This window comes from Nocardioides sp. CPCC 205120 (genome assembly GCF_048654585.1).
GTDB lineage: Bacteria > Actinomycetota > Actinomycetes > Propionibacteriales > Nocardioidaceae > Nocardioides.
In genome coordinates this window covers 580,925-599,371 of sequence record NZ_JBMCYY010000002.1, presented here as the reverse complement: position 1 = coordinate 599,371, position 18,447 = coordinate 580,925, and the positions used below count along the sequence as shown (strand labels likewise).

Sequence of the window (18,447 nt, the reverse complement as noted above, 5' to 3'; positions counted from 1 at the left end):
CGTGGACCGTCCGCCCGCCCCGCCGCCCGCCCCGCCGCCCGCCCCGTCGCTCACCGCGCAGCCCTCCGCCGGGCACCGGCCGGGCTGGTTCGGCGACGCCGTGGTCGACCTCGTGGCCGGCAGCACCTGCCTCGGCTGCGGGCACCCGGGGCGGCTGGTCTGCCGGTCCTGCCGCGCGGGCCTGCAGGTCCCTCCCACCCCGGCCGTGGTGCGGCCGTGGCCCCGCGGCCTCGGACCGGTGTGGTCGGCGGCGCCCCACGCCGACCTCCCGCGGGCCCTCGTCGTCGGTCACAAGGAACGCGCCCAGCTGGGCCTGCGCCGCCCGCTGGTGGACCTGCTCGCCGGTGCCGTGGCCGCCGGGGCGCTGTCGGAGCTCGCCCCGGGCGCGGGCCCCGACCCTGGCCCGCCGGCACCACCCGCACCGCCCGTGCCGACCGGACCGCCCGCCGGACGGCTGCTGCTGTGCCCCGTGCCGTCCCGGCCGGGCTCCGCGCGGCGCCGCGGCCACGACCCGCTCCGCGCGATCGTCCGGGGCGCCGCGGGCCGCCTGCGCCGGGCGGGGTGGGACGTCCGGGTCGTCGACCTGCTCGTCGCGGGCCGGGCCCGGGACCAGGGGGAGCTGGGCGCGATCGAGCGCCAGCGCAACCTGCGCGGCACGATGCACTGCCCCAGCCCCCGCCTCGCGCGCTCGCAGCGCCGCCACCCGCGGGCCTGGGTGGTGGTCTGCGACGACGTCGTCACGACGGGCTCCACGCTGGTGGAGGCGACGCGCGCGCTGGCCGCGGTCGGCGTACCGGTGCTGGCGGCGGCGACGGTGACCTCCACACCACGGCGCGGTGGCGCCCCGGTGGCCGCCCGGGGGTGATCGGGCGGCGCGTTCCCTTCCGTGCGGTGGGGGCACCCACTAACGTCTCTACATGGAGTCCGTCCGGGTCCGACCTCGCGTCGCCCCGGCACGTCGCGCCTGCCCGCAGGCGCGACCCCGGCCCACCGGCGAGCCGCTGGCGGCCGCCGACCCGACGGCCCCCGCACGTGGTGCGGGCGCACGGACCCCGTCCACCGACCGGGAGCGCGGCGCCGACGGTGGCCCGCGCGTGCGTCCGCGAGGCGGTCGCCCCGGAGACTGACACACCACCACCAGGAGGTTCCGCATGGACATCGTGGTCACCGGCCGGCACTGCGAGGTGACGGACGGATTCCGTTCGCACGTCGAGGAGAAGCTGTCCCGCCTCGAGAAGCACGACCACCGCATCATCCGGATGCAGGTCGAGGTCTCGACGGAGAAGAACCCGCGTCAGGCGGAGAGGTGCGAACGCGTCCAGCTCACGGCGTTCTCCAAGGGTCCGGTGGTGCGCGCGGAGGCCGCGGCCGACCACAAGATGGCGGCGCTCGACCTGGCGCTCGACAAGATGGCCTCGCAGATGCGGAAGGCGTCCGACCGCCGCCGCATCCACCGCGGTCGCCACCAGCCCGTGTCGGTCGCCCAGGCGCTGGCCGGCACGGCGGTGGAGCCCCTCGTGACGGAGCCCGTGGAGGAGCCGGTCGAGTCCTCCGGCGCGGAGCGCCACCAGGTGGGTCCGCTGACCGTGGAGGGTGACGGTCCGCTCGTGGTGCGCGAGAAGGTGCACCCCGCGGAGCCGATGACGCTCGACCAGGCCCTCTACGAGATGGAGCTGGTCGGCCACGACTTCTACCTGTTCGTCGACAAGGCGAACGACCGGCCGTCGGTGGTCTACCGCCGCCGCGGCTACGACTACGGCGTGATCGCGCTCGACGTGGGCCACGGCCTCGACGGGGTGGACCCGGCGGCCGTCGCGGTGGGGCACGCCGAGGGTTGAGCCTGCTGCCCGTGCGAGGATGCCGCGCGTGACCACCTCCGTCCAGGCCTCGGGGCCCGCTCCCGTGCGCGTGCTGGTGGTCGACGACCACGAGCTGTTCCGCCGGGGGCTGACGATGCTCCTGGGCGTCGACGGCGGCATCACGGTGGTCGGCGAGGCCGGTGACGGCGAGGAGGGCCTGCGTCTGGCGACGAGCACGACGCCGGACGTGGTCCTCCTCGACGTCCGCATGCCGAAGGGCTCGGGCATCGCGGCCTGCAAGGCCATCAAGGACGCGGTGCCCGCCGCGAAGATCATCATGCTGACGGTCTCCGACGAGGAGGCCGACCTGTACGAGGCCGTGAAGAGCGGCGCCTCGGGCTACCTGCTGAAGGACTCCTCGATCGACGAGGTCGCCCAGGCGGTGCGGGTCGTCGCCGACGGCCAGTCGCTCATCAGCCCGTCGATGGCCGTGAAGCTGCTCGACGAGTTCAAGCACATGTCGCAGGGGGAGCGGACCCCGGCGCCCAACCTCAAGCTGACCGAGCGCGAGCTCCAGGTGCTGCGGCTGGTGGCGACGGGCATCAACAACCGCGAGGTGGCCAAGCGGCTCGAGATCTCGGAGAACACGGTCAAGAACCACGTGCGCAACATCCTGGAGAAGCTGCAGCTGCACTCGCGGATGGAGGCCGTGATGTACGCGGTGCGCGAGAAGCTCCTCGACCCGCCGCCGTGAGCGCCCGCCCCACCGAGCTGTCGGCCGCCCAGGCGCGCCGGGTCGCCCTCGCCGCCCAGGGCTTCACCGACCGCCGCCACGCCACCCCCACGCTGCGCACCTTCGACCGCGTGCTGCGCCGTACCGGGCTGCTGCAGATCGACTCCGTCAACGTGCTCCAGCGCGCGCACTACATGCCGCTGTACGCCCGCATGGGCGCCTTCGACATCGGGATGCTCGACCGTGCCGCGTCCCGCGCGCCGCGGCGGGTCGTGGAGTACTGGGCGCACGAGGCGGCGTACGTGCCCGTCGACCTGTGGCCGCTCATGGAGCTGCGCCGGGCGTCGTGGCGGGAGCGCTACGCGCGCGAGGGCATCGGGGTGGAGCGCCCCGAGCTGGTACGACGCGTGCTCGCCGAGGTCGCCGACCGCGGCGCCGTGACGTCGCGCGAGATCGACGAGGGCGCCCCGCGCCGCAAGGACCACTGGGGCTGGAACTGGTCGGACACCAAGCGGGCGCTGGAGATGCTGATGCGCACCGGGGAGCTCGCGGTGGCCGGGCGGACGGTGTCGTTCGAGCGGCGCTACGACCTGCCCGAGCGGGTGCTGCCGGCCGCCGTGCTGGCCGCGCCCGTGCCGGACGAGCCGGACGCGGTGCGAGAGCTCGTGCGCCGCGCGGCCCGCAGCCACGGGGTGGCCAGCACCGCCTGCCTCGCCGACTACTTCCGCCTGCGGATCGCCCCGACGGCACGGGCCGTCGCCGAGCTCGTCGACTCGGGGGAGCTCCAGCCCGTGCGGGTGCGCGGGTGGGAGGCACCGACGTACCTCCACCACGAGGCGGTGCTGCCGCGCCGGGTCGCCGCCCGCACCCTGCTGAGCCCCTTCGACCCCGTCGTGTGGTTCCGGCCCCGGGCGGAGGCCCTGTTCGACTTCCACTACCGCATCGAGATCTACGTGCCGGCCCACAAGCGGGTGCACGGCTACTACGTGCTGCCGTTCCTGCTCGGCGACCGGGTGGTGGGCCGGGTCGACCTCAAGGCCGACCGCGCCGCGGACGCGGGCGCCGGCCGGCTGCTCGTGCACGCCGCGTTCGCGGAGCCCGGGGCGCCGGCGGACACCGCGGAGCAGCTGGCCGCGACCCTGGAGGACCTCGCGGCCTGGCTGGGCCTGGCCCGCGTCGTGGTGGGGGACCGCGGCGACCTGGCCCCCGGCCTCGCCGCGGTCGTCGGTGCGGCTGCCGGGCGCGGTGGCGGGCGCGGGTAGCATGACGGGCGCGTCCGTCGCGCCCCGCGACGCCTGCGAGCGACCTACCGCAACCTGACCAGGAGTTCCATCCCGTGGCGATCATCGACAAGCTGCTGCGAGCCGGCGAGGGCAAGATCATCCGACAGCTCGAAGCCGTCGCCTCCGCAGTCAACTCCATCGAGGACGACTACGTCGCGATGAGCGACGAGGAGCTGCAGGGCCAGACGGCCGACTTCAAGAAGCGGCTGGAGAACGGCGAGACCCTGGACGACCTCATGCCCGAGGCGTTCGCGACGGTCCGCGAGGCCGCGAAGCGCGTCATCGGCCAGCGCCACTACGACGTCCAGCTCATGGGCGGCGCGGCGCTGCACCTCGGCAACATCGCCGAGATGAAGACCGGTGAGGGCAAGACCCTGGTCGCCACCCTCCCGACGTACCTCAACGCCCTGTCGGGCAAGGGCGTCCACGTCGTGACGGTCAACGACTACCTCGCGAAGTACCACGCGGAGTGGATGGGCCGCGTCCACCACTTCCTCGGCCTGACGACCGGCGTGATCCTGCCGTCGATGCGTCCCGAGGCGCGCCGCGAGGCCTACAACTGCGACATCACCTACGCGACGAACAACGAGCTGGGCTTCGACTACCTGCGCGACAACATGGCGACCTCGGTCGCCGACTGCGTGCAGCGGGGCCACAACTTCGCGATCGTCGACGAGGTCGACTCGATCCTCATCGACGAGGCCCGCACGCCGCTCATCATCTCGGGCCCCACGCAGGACGAGGTGAAGTGGTACGGCGAGTTCGCGCGCATCGTCAAGAAGCTGCAGCGCGACGTCGACTACGAGGTCGACGAGAAGAAGCGCACCATCTCGGTGCTCGAGCCCGGCATCACCAAGGTCGAGGACCACCTCGGCATCGAGAACCTGTACGAGGCGGCCAACACCCCCCTCATCTCGTTCCTCAACAACTCGATCAAGGCCAAGGAGCTCTTCCACCGCGACAAGGAGTACGTCGTCGCGAACGACGAGGTCCTCATCGTCGACGAGCACACGGGCCGCATGCTGTCGGGGCGCCGCTACAACGACGGCCTCCACCAGTCGATCGAGGCGAAGGAGGGCGTGAAGGTCCGCGAGGAGTACCAGACGCTCGCCACCATCACGCTGCAGAACTACTTCCGCCAGTACGAGAAGCTCTCGGGCATGACGGGCACCGCCCTCACCGAGGCGGCCGAGTTCGACAAGATCTACGAGCTCGGCGTGGTGCCGATCCGCACCAACAAGCCGCCGAAGCGCATCGACCAGCCCGACCTCGTCTACCGCACGGAGAAGGCGAAGTACGAGGCCGTCGTCAAGGACATCGAGGAGCGCCACCGCAAGGGCCAGCCGATCCTCGTCGGCACCGTCTCGGTCGAGAAGTCCGAGCTCTTGTCGTCGATGCTGAAGAAGCGCGGCATCCCGCACTCGGTCCTCAACGCCAAGTTCCACTCCGACGAGGCCAAGATCGTCGCGCAGGCGGGCCACAAGGGCGCCGTCACGGTGGCGACCAACATGGCCGGCCGCGGCACCGACATCATGCTCGGTGGCTCGGTGGAGTTCCTGGCCGACGCCGAGCTGCGCAAGAAGGGCCTCGACCCCGTCGAGGACAACGAGGCCTACGAGGCCGCGTGGCCCGAGACGCTGGAGCGGATCAAGAAGCAGGTCGCCGACGAGCACGACGAGGTCCGCGAGCTCGGCGGCCTCTACGTGATCGGCACCGAGCGCCACGAGTCGCGCCGCATCGACAACCAGCTGCGAGGTCGTTCCGGTCGTCAGGGCGACCCGGGCGAGTCGCGCTTCTACCTCTCGCTCGAGGACGAGCTCATGCGCCTGTTCAAGGCGGAGTGGGTCGACCGCGTGATGACGGTGATGCGCGTGCCCGACGACGTCCCGATCGAGGCGAAGCGCGTCACGAAGACGATCGCGAACGCCCAGGGCCAGGTCGAGGCGCAGAACTTCGAGTCCCGCAAGAACGTCCTGAAGTACGACGACGTGATGAGCCGCCAGCGCGAGGTCATCTACCGCGAGCGCCGCCAGGTGCTCGAGGGCGAGGACCTCTCGGAGCAGGTGCGCGGGTTCATCGAGGACACCGTCACCAGCTACGTCATGTCGGCCACGCAGGAGTACCCGGAGGACTGGGACCTCGAGGCGCTGTGGACGGCCCTGCGCCAGCTCTACCCCGTCTCGCTCGACGCGGACGAGCTCGTCGAGAAGGCCGGCGGCCGCGCCGGCATGAGCCGCGAGGACCTGGCCGCCGACCTGGCGAAGGACGCCCTGGCGGCGTACGACGCCCGCGAGGCCGAGATCGGCGGCGAGGTCATGCGCGAGCTCGAGCGGCGCGTCGTGCTGACCGTGCTCGACCGCAAGTGGCGCGAGCACCTGTACGAGATGGACTACCTGCGCGACGGCATCTACCTGCGCTCGTACTCGCAGCGCGACCCGCTGGTGGAGTACCAGCGCGAGGGCTACGACATGTTCGGCGCGATGATGGACGGCATCAAGGAGGAGGCCGTCGGCTACCTCTTCAACCTCGACGTCCAGGTCGAGGAGGCGCCGGCCGAGGCGCCCGCGGAGGCCGAGGCGGAGGTCGTCACCGACCCGGCGCTCGCCGGTGCGGTCGAGCTGACCAAGCGTCAGCCGATCATCCGGGCCAAGGGTCTCGAGCCGTCGCGCAAGCCGCAGGGCCTGACCTACACGGCCCCGTCGGAGGACGGCGACGCCGTCGTCCAGCGCGACGCCGTCACGAAGGCGGACGACCCGTACGCCGACGCCGGCCGCAACGACCTGTGCCCCTGCGGCTCGGGCAAGAAGTACAAGCGCTGCCACGGCGCGCCGGGCGGCCCCACGGGGCTCACCGCCCGCGTCAACGGCTGACGCAGCACCGACGACGAGCGCCGGGTCCCCGCGGGGGCCCGGCGCTCGTCGCGTCCCTGGGTGCCCAGGCGGTCAGGCGAACTCGAGGGCGGTGCAGGTCCAGCGCTCGTCGCCGCGCTCGAAGCGGGCGGCGACGGCGCGGGAGCGGCCGCCGTACCGCACGTGGGCGCACACCTCCGCGCTGCCCGGGCCGACGAACCCCACGTGCACGCTGAGCACGTGCGGGCGCACCGTCGAGCGGCTGCGGCCCGCGCCGTGGTGCACGCTGGCCCGCGCCACGAGCTGGCCGCGGCGCTCGAGGTCGAGGTAGACGGGTCGCGTGGTCCAGCGCAGCAGCTGGGTCGCGGGGCGGTCGCCCCCGGCGATCTCGACGGCGGCCTGCACGTAGCGGTGCGCCCAGCGCTCCAGGTCGCGGCGCGTGCGCAGGTCGGCGTCGCCGGGCATCCCGGCGCCGGGGCGGGCCGCCGACGGCGCGACGTGGTCGGCGTCGCGGGCACGACGCCGCGGGGCCGCAGGCGGGTCCATCGCGGGCACCAGGTCGAGGGCGAGGGTGCCCTGCAGGCTGGCCCGCACGGGTACGACGGGGCGCGGGGCCGGCAGGGCGGTCACGCTGCCGCGCTGACGTCGGGTCGGGTCGGTCATGGCGGTCCTCCTCAGGGCGCGCGGTGCGGGTCGGTCGGCAGCGCAGCGCTCAGGTCGAGCCGCTGGCCGGGCAGGATCAGGTCGGGGTCGGGGCCCACGACGCCCCGGTGGGCGGCGTGCAGGCGCACGACGGCGGCGGCGACGTGGGCGTCGCTGCTGCCCGTCGGCAGGGTCGCGGCGGCGAGGTCCCAGAGCGTGTCGCCGGGGACGACGGCGTGGACGGCGGTGGCGGGGACGGCCGGGGGTGCGGGTGGGGCCGGGGGAGCCGGGGGAGCGGGGGCCGCCGGGGGAGCCGGGACGGGCTCGGCCGGGCCGCCCAGCGCGCCGGCCGCGGCGCCCTCGAGCGGGCGGTCGGGCAGCGGCAGGCCGTCGAGGAGTGCGCTCACCGGGGGCTCGCCGCCGGCCACCGCCCCGCTGGCCGAGCCCTCGCCGGGCGTGGCGTGGGCGGCCGGGGCCACCGCCGCGGACAGCACGACGACGCCGCAGGCGGTGAGCACCCAGCGGCGCAGCGCCTCCGGGCACCCGGTACGGCGGCGCTCCCGTCCCCGCAGGGCGTCGAGCGCCACCAGCGTGACGACGCACCAGCACCAGGGGGCCGCCAGGAGCAGCACGGCCGCGGCGAGGGCGGTGAGGAGCTCGCCGTACCCCACCGGGGCGCCGGAGAGGGCCGGCAGGGCCGGCTCGAGGCTCGGCCAGGCGAGGAGGAGCAGGCCCGCGAGGGCGGTGGTGGCGCCGGCCCAGACGGCGAGGACGCGTCGGGGCGACGCTGCGCTGAGGTGTGACATCCCGAGAACCTTTGCGTTTGCGTCTGTTTGCTTCATCTAAGGACGCCTGGCTGGCGGTGTCAACGAGTTGTCAACAGTTGTGGGGGCGGTCGGGCGGTGCGAGGCTCGACCTCGTGCGCTGGGAGGAGCAGGTCTTCGCGCTGTTCGACGACCTCGAGCAGCAGGCCGCCGTCGCGTTCGAGCGCGAGCGGGCCGCGGAGGTGGCGGACCGGGCGCGCGCGGAGTACCGCCAGGTCAGCCTGGCGAGCCGCCTCATGGCGTCGCTGGAGGCCGAGGTCGTGCTCGACGTGCGGGGACCCGGTGCCGTCGCGGGCCGGCTGCGCCGGGTCGGGGACGGCTGGTGCCTGGTCGAGACGCCGCGCAGCGACTGGGTGGTGCGTACCGGGACGATCGAGCTGGTGCGCGGCGCGTCGGAGCGCTCGCGCCCGGAGTCGGCGTGGTCGGTGGTGCACCGCCTCGGCCTGGGCTCGGCCCTGCGGCGCCTGGCGGAGGCGGGGGAGCGCTGCGTCCTCCACGCCGTCTCGGGCGCGCGCACGGAGGGGGTGCTGCACCGCGTCGGGGCCGACTTCGTCGAGGTCGGCCGGGGCGAGCCCGTCCGGGGCCGCACGCCGGAGGTCGCCCTCGTGCCCTTCGCCGGGCTGGCGGCCGTGCAGAGCGAGCAGCGCGGCACGGTCTAGGCGCTCACCCGCACCCGATCATCCGGTCGGGCGCCCGGCGGGTGCGGGGACGCTCAGGTGGCGTCGGCGTCGTACGGCGGGAGCTCGCCCGGAGCGAGGGGGCGCATGCCCGCGCGCTGGGGCTTCGACTCCTCCTCCTCGGCCAGCGCCTCCATCACGTGCTTGCGCACGATGACGCGCGGGTCGAGGTCGCGCAGCTCGAGGTCGGCGTACTCCGGCCCGAGCTCGGTGCGCAGGTCGTCGCGGGCGGTGTTCGCCATGCGGCGCAGCTGGCGCACCATCTGCCCGGCCTGGCGGGCGACCTCCGGGAGCTTGTCCGGGCCGAGCACGATCATCGCGACGAGCGCGATGACCGCCAGCTCGGACAGCCCGACGCCGAACACCGGATCAGAACTTCGCGGTGGGCGTGAGGCCGAGCTGCATGCCGGCGAGGCCGCGGCCCCGACCGGTGAGCGAGCGGGCGACCTCGAGCAGCTCCTGCGCGGCGGGCGACGTCGGGTCCGACTCGACGATGGGCTTGCCGGAGTCGCCGCCCTCGCGCAGCGTCGGGTCGAGCGGCACGCGGCCGAGGACGCGCACGTCGTACCCGAACCGCTCGGACAGCGTGGCCGCGACGCGGTCGCCGCCGCCCGTGCCGAAGATCTCGAGCTTCTCGCCCTGCGGGCTGAGGAAGTAGCTCATGTTCTCCACGACGCCGACGACGCGCTGGTGCATCATCGAGGCCATCGTGCCGGCGCGCTCGGCGACCTCGGCGGCCGCCTCCTGCGGGGTGGTCACGACGAGGACCTCGGCGTTCGGCAGGTGCTGGCCCAGCGAGATGGCGATGTCGCCCGTGCCCGGGGGCAGGTCGAGCAGGAGGGCGTCGAGGTCGCCCCAGTAGACGTCCGAGAGCATCTGCACGAGCGCCCGGTCGAGCATGGGGCCGCGCCAGGCGACGACCTGGTCGCGGCGCGGCTTCAGCATGCCGATGGAGATGACGGAGACGCCCGACGGCGTCGGGACCGGCATGATCAGGTCGTCGACCTGGGTGGGGCGGGCGTCGGCGACGCCCAGCATGGCGGGCACCGAGTGCCCGTAGATGTCGGCGTCGACGATGCCGACCTTCAGGCCCTGCTGCGCCATCGCCAGGGCGAGGTTCACCGTCACGGACGACTTGCCGACGCCGCCCTTGCCGCTGGCGACCGCGAAGACGCGGGTCAGCGAGCCGGGCTGGGCGAAGGGGATCTCGCGCTGGGCCTGGCCGCCGCGCAGCGTCGACTGCAGGTTCGCGCGCTGGTCGGCGTTCATCACGCCCAGCTCGACCGACACGCCGGTGACGCCGGCGAGCCCGCCGACGGCGGCCGTGACGTCCCGGTTGATGGTGTCCTTCAGCGGGCAGCCGGCGACCGTCAGCAGGACCTTGACGCGGACCTGGCCGTCGGGGTCGACCGCCACGTCGTCGACCATGCCGAGCTCGGTGATGGGTCGCTTGATCTCGGGGTCGTTGACGGAGCCGAGGGCGGTGGTGACCTGCTCGACGCTCGGCGTGCCTGCCGGCGGGGTGGCGCTCATGCCCCCCAGCCTATCCGTCGCGCCTGCGGCGACCGCCGTCGGTGCCCTCCTCGCGGGAGCGGCCGGAGTCCGGCTCGCGCGTCTCGCGGCCGGCGTCCCGGGCGCCCTCCCGTCCGGGCTCCCGCCCGCCCTCGCGCTCCTCGCCGTCGCCCAGCTCGGCGAGCAGGGCCCGGAGCTCGCTGCGCACGAAGTCGCGCGTCGCGACCTCGCCGACCGCGAGGCGCAGCGAGGCCACCTCGCGGGCGAGGAACTCCATGTCGGCGTGGGCGCGGGCGTTGGCCCGGCGGTCCTGCTCCGCGACGACCTTGTCGCGGTTCTCCTGCCGGTTCTGCGCCAGCAGGATCAGCGGCGCGGCGTAGGAGGCCTGCAGGCTCAGCATCAGCGTGAGGAAGATGTAGGGGAACGGGTCGAACTGCCAGGCGTCGGGCGTCGCGACGTTCCACACGACCCACACGACGACGAACAGCGACATGTAGAGCAGGAACCGCGCGGTGCCCATGAAGCGCGCGAACTGCTCGGCGAAGCTGCCGAACGCGTCGGAGTCGTAGGCCGGGCGCCGCACGAGGTGCCGGCGGGCGTCCTGCGGGGTGTCGAGGCGTCCGCGGTCGCGGCCCTGGCCGCGGGCGTTCACCGGCGCTCACCCCGCTCCGCCGCGCGCTCGCGCCAGTCCTCGGGCAGCAGGTGGTCGAGGAGGTCGTCGACGGTGACGGCCCCGAGCAGGCGGCCCTGCTCGTCGGTCACCGGGGCGGCGACGAGGTTGTACGTCGCGAGGTGGGCCGCGACCTCGTCGATGTTGGCGTCGGGCCGGATGGGGTCGAGCGAGGGGTCGATCGCCGACGCCGCGAGGCTCGAGGGAGGCTCCCGCAGCAGGCGCTGGATGTGGGCCGCGCCCAGCAGCTTGCCCGTCGGGGTCTCCAGGGGCGGGCGGCACACGAACACCAGGGCCGCCAGGGAGGGCGTGATCTCCGCGTTGCGGGCGTGGGCGAGCGCGTCGGCGACGGTGGCGTCGGGGGAGAGGATGACCGGCTCGGGCGTCATCATCGCGCCGGCGGTCTCCTCGGCGTACGCCATCATCCGGCGCACGTCGGCGGCGTCCTCGGGCTCCATGAGGGCCAGCAACTGCGCGGCGGTGTCGGCGGGCAGCTCGGCGATGAGGTCGGCGGCGTCGTCGGGCGACATCTCCTCCAGCACGTCGGCGGCACGCTCGGAGTCGAGCAGGTCGACGACCTCGACCTGGTCCTCCTCCGACATCTCCTCGAGGATCACGGCGAGCCGGTCGTCGGTGAGGGCGAGCACGACGGAGCGCCGGCGTTCCGGGGGCAGCTCGTGGATGGTGCGCGCCGCGTCCGCGGGGCGCATCTCGCCGAGGGCGGTGAGCAGCCGCGTCGCGCCCTGCGCGTCGTCTCGGCGGCCCAGTCCCTCGACCTCGCCCCACTCCACGACGTGGGTCTGGCCGCGGCGGCGGAAGGTGCGCGAGGACTCGCGCACGGCGATGCGGGAGACGAACCAGTCACGGGTGCGGCTCTGCTCGACCGCGATGTCGAACACCGTCCCGGTGACGCCGCTGTGGCGCAGCGTCACGCGGCTGTCGAGCATCTGGGCGATCACGAGGATCTCGGTGGGCCGCTGCTCGAACCGGCGGACGTTCAGCAGGCCCGTCGTGGCCACGTGGTCCGCCTCGATGGCCAGCACGCGCGTCATGGGCAGGAACACCCGGCGTCGGCCGAACACCTCGATGACGAGGCCGACCGCGCGCGGGGGACCCCCGTCGCTGCGCAGCACCACGACGACGTCGCGCACCTTGCCCACCTGTTCGCCCTGCGGGTCGAAGACCGGCAGTCCGAGCAGGCGGGCGGCGTACACGCGCGGGGTCGGGGAGCTCACGGCCCAACGCTACCGCTACGCCACCGGCCCCGACGCCGCACGGCGCGCGCCCGCCGACCGCTCCCACGGGGCCCGCGACCGGCCCGTCGGCACCGCCCGCGGACGGGGCCTGTGCCCGCGTCGTACTCAGCGGTAACCTCCCCGGGGGCGCGAGCCACTACGCTGCGCCCAGCCCCTGCCCCCGTGCGGAAGGAACACCATGGCCCGGCTCTGCCAGACCGACGGCTTGACCGATGTCCAGACGGAGATCGTCAAGGCCGTGCGTCAGTTCGTCGAGGACAAGATCATCCCGGTCGCGACCGAGCTGGAGCATGCGGACGAGTACCCCACGGAGATCGTGGAGGGGCTCAAGGAGCTCGGGGTGTTCGGGCTGATGATCCCCGAGGAGTACGGCGGGCTGGGCGAGTCGCTGCTGACCTACGCCCTGTGCGTGGAGGAGATCGCGCGGGGCTGGATGAGCGTGTCGGGTGTCATCAACACCCACTTCATCGTCGCGTACCTGCTGATGAAGCACGGCACCGAGGAGCAGCGGCAGAAGTACCTGCCGCGCATGGCGACCGGTGAGGTGCGGGGCGCGTTCTCGATGTCGGAGCCCGGCCTGGGCTCGGACGTCTCGGCCATCACCACGAAGGCGACCAGGCGCGAGGACGGGTCGTACTCGATCACCGGGCAGAAGATGTGGCTGACCAACGGTGGCTCCTCCACGCTGGTGGCGGTGCTGGTGAAGACCGACGAGGGTGCCGAGAGCGTCTACAAGAACATGACGACCTTCCTGGTGGAGAAGGAGGCCGGGTTCGGTGAGACCGCCCAGGGCGTCACGATCCCCGGCAAGATCGACAAGATGGGCTACAAGGGCATCGACACCACGGAGATGATCCTCGAGGGCCACGAGATCTCCGCGGACCAGGTGCTGGGTGGCGCCCCGGGCAAGGGCTTCGCGCAGATGATGGACGGTGTCGAGGTCGGCCGCGTCAACGTCGCGGCCCGCGCGTGCGGCATCGCCAACCGTGCCTTCGAGCTCGGCACGGCCTACGCCCAGCAGCGCCAGACCTTCGGCAAGCCGATCGCCGAGCACCAGGCGATCCTGTTCCGGATCGCCGAGATGGCCACGAAGGTCGAGACGGCCCACACGATGATGGTGCGCGCGGCGCGGCTGAAGGACTCGGGTCAGCGCATGGACGTGGAGGCCGGCATGGCCAAGATGCTCGCGAGCGAGTACTGCAACGAGGTCGTCGAGGCGTCGTTCCGCATCCACGGCGGCTACGGCTACTCCAAGGAGTACGAGATCGAGCGGCTCTACCGCGAGGCCGCGTTCATGCTCATCGGCGAGGGCACCAGCGACATCCAGAAGATGATCATCGGCCGCTCGATGCTCAAGGAGTACCAGCTCAAGAGCTGACCGGCGCGCGCCCCACGACGCGGCAGCCGCACGGAGCGCGAGGCGGGGGCCGCACCACCACGACGGTGGTGCGGCCCTCGTCGTGGGTGGGGCCTGCGCGCGACGTGGCGTGCCCACCGACCGTGGGCCGGGGAGGGACCTCAGCCCGCGGTGAGGAGGACGACGAGCAGCACGACCACGGCGATCGCCGCGATCGCGACGGCGGCGATGGCCTGCACGCTCGGGCCCGAGGTGCCGGTCGACCCGGAGGGGCGCGACGCGCCCTTCCGGGCGGCGGGGCCCGTCGGACCGGCCGGGCGCGGGGGAGCAGGACGCGGCCCCGGCGCACCGGGCCCACCGGGGCGCCCGGCCGGCGGACGGATGCTGGGGTTGGAGCCGCTCGACGGCGCCGCGGGCCGCTGCGGGAGCGGGCGTGCCCCCGAGCCGGTGCCCTGCGGGGTGGCGCGATGGGCGGGGTTCGAGGGGCTCGAGCCCGGCACGGGGCCGCGGTGGGCGGGGTGGCCCGCGCTCGAGCCGCGCGACGCGGCGTCACCGCGGTACGGCGTGCCCGCAGCGCCGCCGGGAGCAGCGGGGCCGCCCGGGCGTGGCGGCAGACCGGCTGCGGGACGCGAGCCGCCCGTGCCGCCCGTGCCCCCCGAGCCAGGGGCGCCAGGTGCGCCGGTGCGACCGACCGGTCCGGTGGTGCCGGTGGGCCGGCCCAGGCCCGGGCCCGACGGGCTCGAGCCGCGGCTGGGCGCGCCGCCCGCGGGTCCCGGGATGCGTCCGGCGGGCCGGACCGCCGGGGCACCCGGCAGGGTCGGCTCCCCGAGGTCGGGCACGAGCCGCAGCTCGGGCTGGGTGCGGGCGCGGTCGACGACCGTGCGCAGGTCACGGCGCATCGAGGCCGCGTCGGGGTAGCGGGCCGCCGGGTCCTTCGCCATCGAGCGGCGCAGCACCGCGTTGATGATGCGGGCCATCGGGTCGCCCTCGACGAACTGGGGCACCGGCTCGCTCAGGTGGGCCAGGCCGACCTCGACGTCGGTGCCCTGGTACGGCGGGCGCCCCGCCAGCGCGGTCCACAGCACGCAGCCCAGCGCGTAGATGTCGCTCGCGGGGGTGGCGGCCTCGCCGCGGCACCGCTCGGGCGCCATGTAGCCCATCGTGCCCGCGACCGAGCCGGCCACCGTCAACCCGGGCTGGCCGCCCTGGGCGATGCCGAAGTCGCAGAGGTAGGCGTGCAGGTCGTCGCTGCGGTCGCGCAGCAGCACGTTGCTGGGCTTGACGTCGCGGTGGATGACGCCCGCCTTGTGGGCGTCGTGGAGGCCCCCGGCCGTCTGGGCGACGATCTCGGCCGCCTCGCGCACGGGCATGCCCTCGCCCTGCTTGATGGCCTGGCCGAGGTCCCCGCCGGTGACGTACTGCGTCGCGATGTACAGGCAGCCGTCCTGCTCGCCGTGGTCGTAGATGTGGATGATGTGGACGGAGTCGAGCCGGGCGAGCACCGAGGCCTCGCGGACGAACCGCTCCTGGTAGTCGCCCTGGGCGGCGTACTGCGGGGCGAGCACCTTCAGGGCCACCGTGCGCCCGAGGCCCGTCTGCTCCGCGGCGTACACGACGCCCATGCCGCCCTGGCCGATCTGGCCGGTGACGCGGTAGGAGCCGAACTGGTCGCCCACTTCGGGGAACTTCGCCACGCGGCCTCCTTCGCTCGTCTGCGTGCCGGCGCCCCGGGCACGCGTCGGGGAGGGTGGACGCGTCGGCCCGCGGCCGTGCCCGGCGACCGTATCCCACGGCGGCCCCCGTCAAACGCACCGACCGCGTCAGGGGACGGCGGGAGCGCCCCGTGGGTCAGGGGGTCCAGCGCAGGGTGGCGATGATCGAGCCCACCTCGGCCTCCGAGGCCGCCGAGGGCGTGTCGGCCGCCTGGCTGATCGTCATGGTGTGCACCGTCGTGTCGCGGACGGTGATGAACTGGTGGACGTCGTAGGGCTGGCCGCCCGGCGCCAGCAGGGTCGCGGACTGGTAGGCCGCGTTCACGCCGTCGATGCCGACGACGGCGCCCATCTCGATGTCGGTGGCGCCGACCTGCTCGAGCGCCTGGCTCGAGCCCACCATCACCTGGCCGAGGGTCGTGCCGGACGGCACCGCCTCCGCGACCGTGTTGACGTTGTGGGCGAACGTGCCCTCGGGGGAGGTGTCGACCACGACGGAGGTGAACTGCGCCGACGCCTCCTGGGTCTCCCACCCCTGTGGCACGCGGTAGGTGAACGCCCCGGTGTCGATCGTGGGACCGGTGGCCGGGTCGGCGGTCGTGGCGCCGGGGTACGGCGCCGCGACGGGCGCGCCGTCGTCGCCCGTGGTGTCCGTCGCCTCCTCGGCGGGCTCGTCCGTGGCGTCGTCGGTGGCGTCGTCGCTGGCGTCGTCGGTGGCGTCCGTCGTCCCGGTGTCGTCCGCACTCGTGCTGGAGGTGGCCGCCCGCGACGCGGCGGTGTCGGGCTCGTCGTCGCCGGCCACGAGCAGCCCCACGGTGACCGCGGTCGCCGCCACGACCGCCACCACGGCGGCCAGCGCCCACGCGGTGGCCCGGCGGCGGCTGCCCCCGGCCCCGCCCGGGGCCGCGCCCGCGGGCAGCGGGAACGGCGCGCTCCCACCCGTTCCGTGGCCGGTCCCGTGGCCGGTCCCGTGGCCGGTGCCGTGACCGGTGCCGGGGGGCAGGGGCGGCAGGGCGCCGTTCGGGTGGGTGGGCGCGGCAGGTGGTGGCAGCAGCGACGGCGCCCCCTGGCGGCGCGCGGTCGCCGCGACCTCCCGCAGCGCGTCGCGCATCGCGGTGGCGTCGCCGTACCGGTGGGCGGGGTCCTTCGCCAGGCTGCGGCGCAGCACCTCGTTGAGCGGCCCGAGCACGACCGGGTCGCCGGGCAGCTGGGGCACCGGGGCCTGCAGGTGCTGCACGCCGACCTCGACGTCGCTGCCGCGGTACGGCGCGTGGCCCGTCACCGCGGCCACCAGCACGCAGCCGAGGGCGTAGACGTCCGCCGCGGGCGTGGCGGCCTCGCCGCGGCAGCGCTCGGGCGCGAGGTAGGAGATGGTGCCGGCGACCGCGCCGGCGGTCGTCAGCCCGCTGCCCGCGGCCTGGGCGATGCCGAAGTCGCACAGGTAGGAGAACGGGTCGGTGCTGCCCGCGCGCAGCAGGATGTTGCTGGGCTTCACGTCGCGGTGGAGGATCCCGGCGCGGTGGGCGTCGCCCAGCGCGTCGGCCACCTGCGCGGCGATCGTGGCCGCGGCGGGCAGGGGCAGCGCACCGTGCGTGGCGAGCATGCGCCCGAGGTCGCCGCCCGCGACGTACTGCGTCGCGAGGTAGAGGCAGCCGTCGATCTCGCCGTGGTCGTAGACGTGGATGACGTGGGGGGAGTCCAGCCGGGCCAGCGCCGCGGCCTCCCGCCCGAACCGCTCCCGGTAGTCGGCCTGGCGGGCGAGGTGCGGCGCGAGCACCTTGAGGGCGACCGTGCGGTCGAGCCCCGCCTGCCGGGCGGCGAAGACCACGCCCATGCCGCCCTCGCCGATCACGCCCGTCACCAGGTACGGCCCGAACGTCTCACCCACCTGCGGGTACTGCGCCACCGCTCGTCCCCCCGTCCTCCCGCCGACCGCGCGGTCGGCGGCGCCGCCCCGTGCCGGCAGCGTGCTGTCGTCGATTCCCATCATCGCGCACCCCGCCGACCCTCGTGGCCCGGGCGCCGTGCCGTCGGTCATGATGACCCGCATGCCGAAGACCAACCCCGGGAACTTCTTCGAGGACTTCACCGTCGGGCAGGTGATCGAGCACGCGACGCCGCGCACGATCACCGAGGGCGACCGCGCGCTGTACGGCGCGATCTACCCCACGCGGTTCGCCGTCTGGTCCTCCGCGCGGTTCGCCGCCTCCGTCGGCCTGACGCCCGCGCCGGTCGAGGACCTCCTGGCCTTCCACGTCGCCTTCGGCAAGACCGTGCCGGACGTGTCCCTCAACGCGGTCGCGAACCTCGGGTACGCCGAGTGCCGCTTCCACCGCCCGGTGGTTCCCGGCGACACGCTGGCCACGCGCTCCGAGGTCATCGGCCTCAAGGAGAACTCCAACGGCCGCACCGGCGTCGTGTGGGTGCGCTCGACGGCCACCGACCAGGCGGGCGAGGTCGTCCTCGACTGGGCCCGCTGGGTGATGGTGCACAAGCGCGACCCCGAGGCGCCGGCCCCCGAGACCGTCGTGCCGCAGCTGGCCGACGCGGTCGCGGTCGAGGACCTCGTCGTCCCCGCCGGGCTCGACCTCACGTCGTACGACGTGGTCGCCGCGGGGGAGCCGCACCGCCTCGGTGACTACGAGGTGGGGGAGCGCATCGACCACGTCGACGGCGTCACCCTGTCCGAGGCCGAGCACATGATGGCGACCCGCCTGTGGCAGAACACGGCGAAGGTGCACTTCAACGCGGAGGCCCGGCCCGACGGGCGACGCCTCGTGTACGGCGGCCACGTCATCTCCCTGGCCCGGGCCCTGTCGTTCAACGGCCTGGCCAACGCCCAGCTCGTCGCCGCCATCAACGCGGGCGCCCACACGGCGCCGGCGTTCGCCGGCGACACCGTCTACGCCTGGTCGGAGGTGCTCGACGTCGCCGAGACCCCCGCGCCGGGCGTCGGCGCCCTGCGCCTGCGCCTCGTCGCGACCAAGGGCCGCGACGAGACGATGACGCTGCGCGGCGAGGACGGCAAGTACGCCCCCGGCGTGCTGCTCGACCTCGACTACTGGGCGCTCGTCCCCCGCTGAGCCACCCGCCGAGCCACCCGCCGAGCCACCCGCCGAGCCACCCGCGGGGC

The 18,447-nt window shown here is 74.4% G+C and carries 16 protein-coding genes; 8 read left to right on the top strand and 8 right to left on the bottom strand.

What is annotated here, in order from left to right; translation table 11 throughout:
* Window position 1 precedes the first annotated feature (1 nt).
* The 5 genes from ACOACO_RS13850 to secA all read left to right on the top strand — a co-directional run bounded on the left by ACOACO_RS13850 (window position 2) and on the right by secA (window position 6,685).
* Window positions 2-865, top strand: coding sequence for a ComF family protein (locus ACOACO_RS13850; protein ID WP_420296859.1), 864 nt, complete (start codon window positions 2-4; stop codon window positions 863-865).
* 286 nt (window positions 866-1,151) lie between these two features.
* Entirely contained in the window at window positions 1,152-1,838 is a 687-nt protein-coding gene (hpf, locus tag ACOACO_RS13845; protein ID WP_420296858.1) for a ribosome hibernation-promoting factor, HPF/YfiA family, read from the top strand.
* Between the two features lie 28 nt (window positions 1,839-1,866).
* A complete protein-coding gene (locus tag ACOACO_RS13840) occupies window positions 1,867-2,553 on the top strand; it encodes a response regulator (RefSeq protein WP_420296857.1) in 687 nt (228 codons plus the stop codon).
* Window positions 2,550-3,794 (top strand): winged helix-turn-helix domain-containing protein, encoded by a 1,245-nt coding sequence (locus tag ACOACO_RS13835; protein WP_420296856.1) that lies wholly within the window; start codon window positions 2,550-2,552, stop codon window positions 3,792-3,794. The genes ACOACO_RS13840 and ACOACO_RS13835 overlap by 4 nt, the downstream gene beginning before the upstream one ends.
* 74 nt (window positions 3,795-3,868) lie before the next feature.
* A complete protein-coding gene (gene secA / locus ACOACO_RS13830) occupies window positions 3,869-6,685 on the top strand; it encodes a preprotein translocase subunit SecA (protein WP_420296855.1) in 2,817 nt (938 codons plus the stop codon).
* 72 nt (window positions 6,686-6,757) lie between these two features.
* Here the strand turns inward: secA and ACOACO_RS13825 are convergent, their stop codons facing one another.
* Window positions 6,758-7,327 carry an Rv3235 family protein gene (locus ACOACO_RS13825; RefSeq protein WP_420296854.1) on the bottom strand — a complete coding sequence of 190 codons (570 nt, stop codon included), beginning with the start codon at window positions 7,325-7,327 and terminating at the stop codon, window positions 6,758-6,760.
* A gap of 11 nt (window positions 7,328-7,338) precedes the next feature.
* The gene (locus tag ACOACO_RS13820; RefSeq protein ID WP_420296853.1) at window positions 7,339-8,112 is read right to left on the bottom strand and encodes a hypothetical protein; all 774 of its coding nucleotides are present in this window, start codon (window positions 8,110-8,112) and stop codon (window positions 7,339-7,341) included.
* 113 nt (window positions 8,113-8,225) lie between these two features.
* Here ACOACO_RS13820 and ACOACO_RS13815 point away from each other — a divergent pair, with 113 nt between their 5' ends.
* Window positions 8,226-8,789 carry a hypothetical protein gene (locus ACOACO_RS13815; protein ID WP_420296852.1) on the top strand — a complete coding sequence of 188 codons (564 nt, stop codon included), beginning with the start codon at window positions 8,226-8,228 and terminating at the stop codon, window positions 8,787-8,789.
* 53 nt (window positions 8,790-8,842) lie between these two features.
* Here ACOACO_RS13815 and ACOACO_RS13810 read toward each other — a convergent pair whose 3' ends face one another.
* From ACOACO_RS13810 to ACOACO_RS13795, 4 genes are read right to left on the bottom strand one after another with little or no spacing between them, the layout of a single operon-like run.
* On the bottom strand, window positions 8,843-9,172 hold the full coding sequence (locus tag ACOACO_RS13810) for a sec-independent translocase (RefSeq protein ID WP_420296851.1): 330 nt from the start codon (window positions 9,170-9,172) through the stop codon (window positions 8,843-8,845).
* Between the two features lie 4 nt (window positions 9,173-9,176).
* Window positions 9,177-10,340, bottom strand: coding sequence for an Mrp/NBP35 family ATP-binding protein (locus tag ACOACO_RS13805; protein WP_420296850.1), 1,164 nt, complete (start codon window positions 10,338-10,340; stop codon window positions 9,177-9,179).
* Window positions 10,341-10,350: 10 nt separating this feature from the next.
* On the bottom strand, window positions 10,351-10,971 hold the full coding sequence (locus tag ACOACO_RS13800) for a DUF1003 domain-containing protein (RefSeq protein ID WP_420296849.1): 621 nt from the start codon (window positions 10,969-10,971) through the stop codon (window positions 10,351-10,353).
* Window positions 10,968-12,224: a magnesium transporter MgtE N-terminal domain-containing protein gene (locus ACOACO_RS13795; RefSeq protein ID WP_420296848.1), complete on the bottom strand. Its 1,257-nt coding sequence runs from the start codon at window positions 12,222-12,224 to the stop codon at window positions 10,968-10,970. The genes ACOACO_RS13800 and ACOACO_RS13795 overlap by 4 nt, the downstream gene beginning before the upstream one ends.
* A gap of 199 nt (window positions 12,225-12,423) precedes the next feature.
* On the opposite strand from ACOACO_RS13795, the gene ACOACO_RS13790 reads away from it, so the two are divergent.
* The gene (locus ACOACO_RS13790; protein ID WP_420296847.1) at window positions 12,424-13,623 is read left to right on the top strand and encodes an acyl-CoA dehydrogenase family protein; all 1,200 of its coding nucleotides are present in this window, start codon (window positions 12,424-12,426) and stop codon (window positions 13,621-13,623) included.
* A 140-nt stretch (window positions 13,624-13,763) separates the two neighbouring features.
* Here the strand turns inward: ACOACO_RS13790 and ACOACO_RS13785 are convergent, their stop codons facing one another.
* Complete coding sequence (locus ACOACO_RS13785) at window positions 13,764-15,296, bottom strand: protein kinase domain-containing protein (RefSeq protein ID WP_420296846.1); 1,533 nt, start codon at window positions 15,294-15,296, stop codon at window positions 13,764-13,766.
* Window positions 15,297-15,450: 154 nt separating this feature from the next.
* The gene (locus ACOACO_RS13780) at window positions 15,451-17,304 is read right to left on the bottom strand and encodes a serine/threonine-protein kinase (protein WP_420296845.1); all 1,854 of its coding nucleotides are present in this window, start codon (window positions 17,302-17,304) and stop codon (window positions 15,451-15,453) included.
* A 58-nt stretch (window positions 17,305-17,362) separates the two neighbouring features.
* Between ACOACO_RS13780 and ACOACO_RS13775 the strand changes: the two genes are divergently transcribed.
* Entirely contained in the window at window positions 17,363-18,397 is a 1,035-nt protein-coding gene (locus ACOACO_RS13775) for a MaoC family dehydratase (protein WP_420296844.1), read from the top strand.
* Window positions 18,398-18,447: the final 50 nt, after the last annotated feature.

Bases quoted from the DNA above. Each gene is read 5' to 3' on its own strand.
- hpf (WP_420296858.1), top strand. From the start codon at position 1,152: ATGGACATCGTGGTCACCGGCCGGCACTGCGAGGTGACGGACGGATTC.
- ACOACO_RS13825 (WP_420296854.1), bottom strand. From the start codon at position 7,327: ATGACCGACCCGACCCGACGTCAGCGCGGCAGCGTGACCGCCCTGCCG.
- ACOACO_RS13820 (WP_420296853.1), bottom strand. From the start codon at position 8,112: ATGTCACACCTCAGCGCAGCGTCGCCCCGACGCGTCCTCGCCGTCTGG.
- ACOACO_RS13805 (WP_420296850.1), bottom strand. From the start codon at position 10,340: ATGAGCGCCACCCCGCCGGCAGGCACGCCGAGCGTCGAGCAGGTCACC.
- ACOACO_RS13790 (WP_420296847.1), top strand. From the start codon at position 12,424: ATGGCCCGGCTCTGCCAGACCGACGGCTTGACCGATGTCCAGACGGAG.
- ACOACO_RS13780 (WP_420296845.1), bottom strand. From the start codon at position 17,304: ATGATGGGAATCGACGACAGCACGCTGCCGGCACGGGGCGGCGCCGCC.
- ACOACO_RS13775 (WP_420296844.1), top strand. From the start codon at position 17,363: ATGCCGAAGACCAACCCCGGGAACTTCTTCGAGGACTTCACCGTCGGG.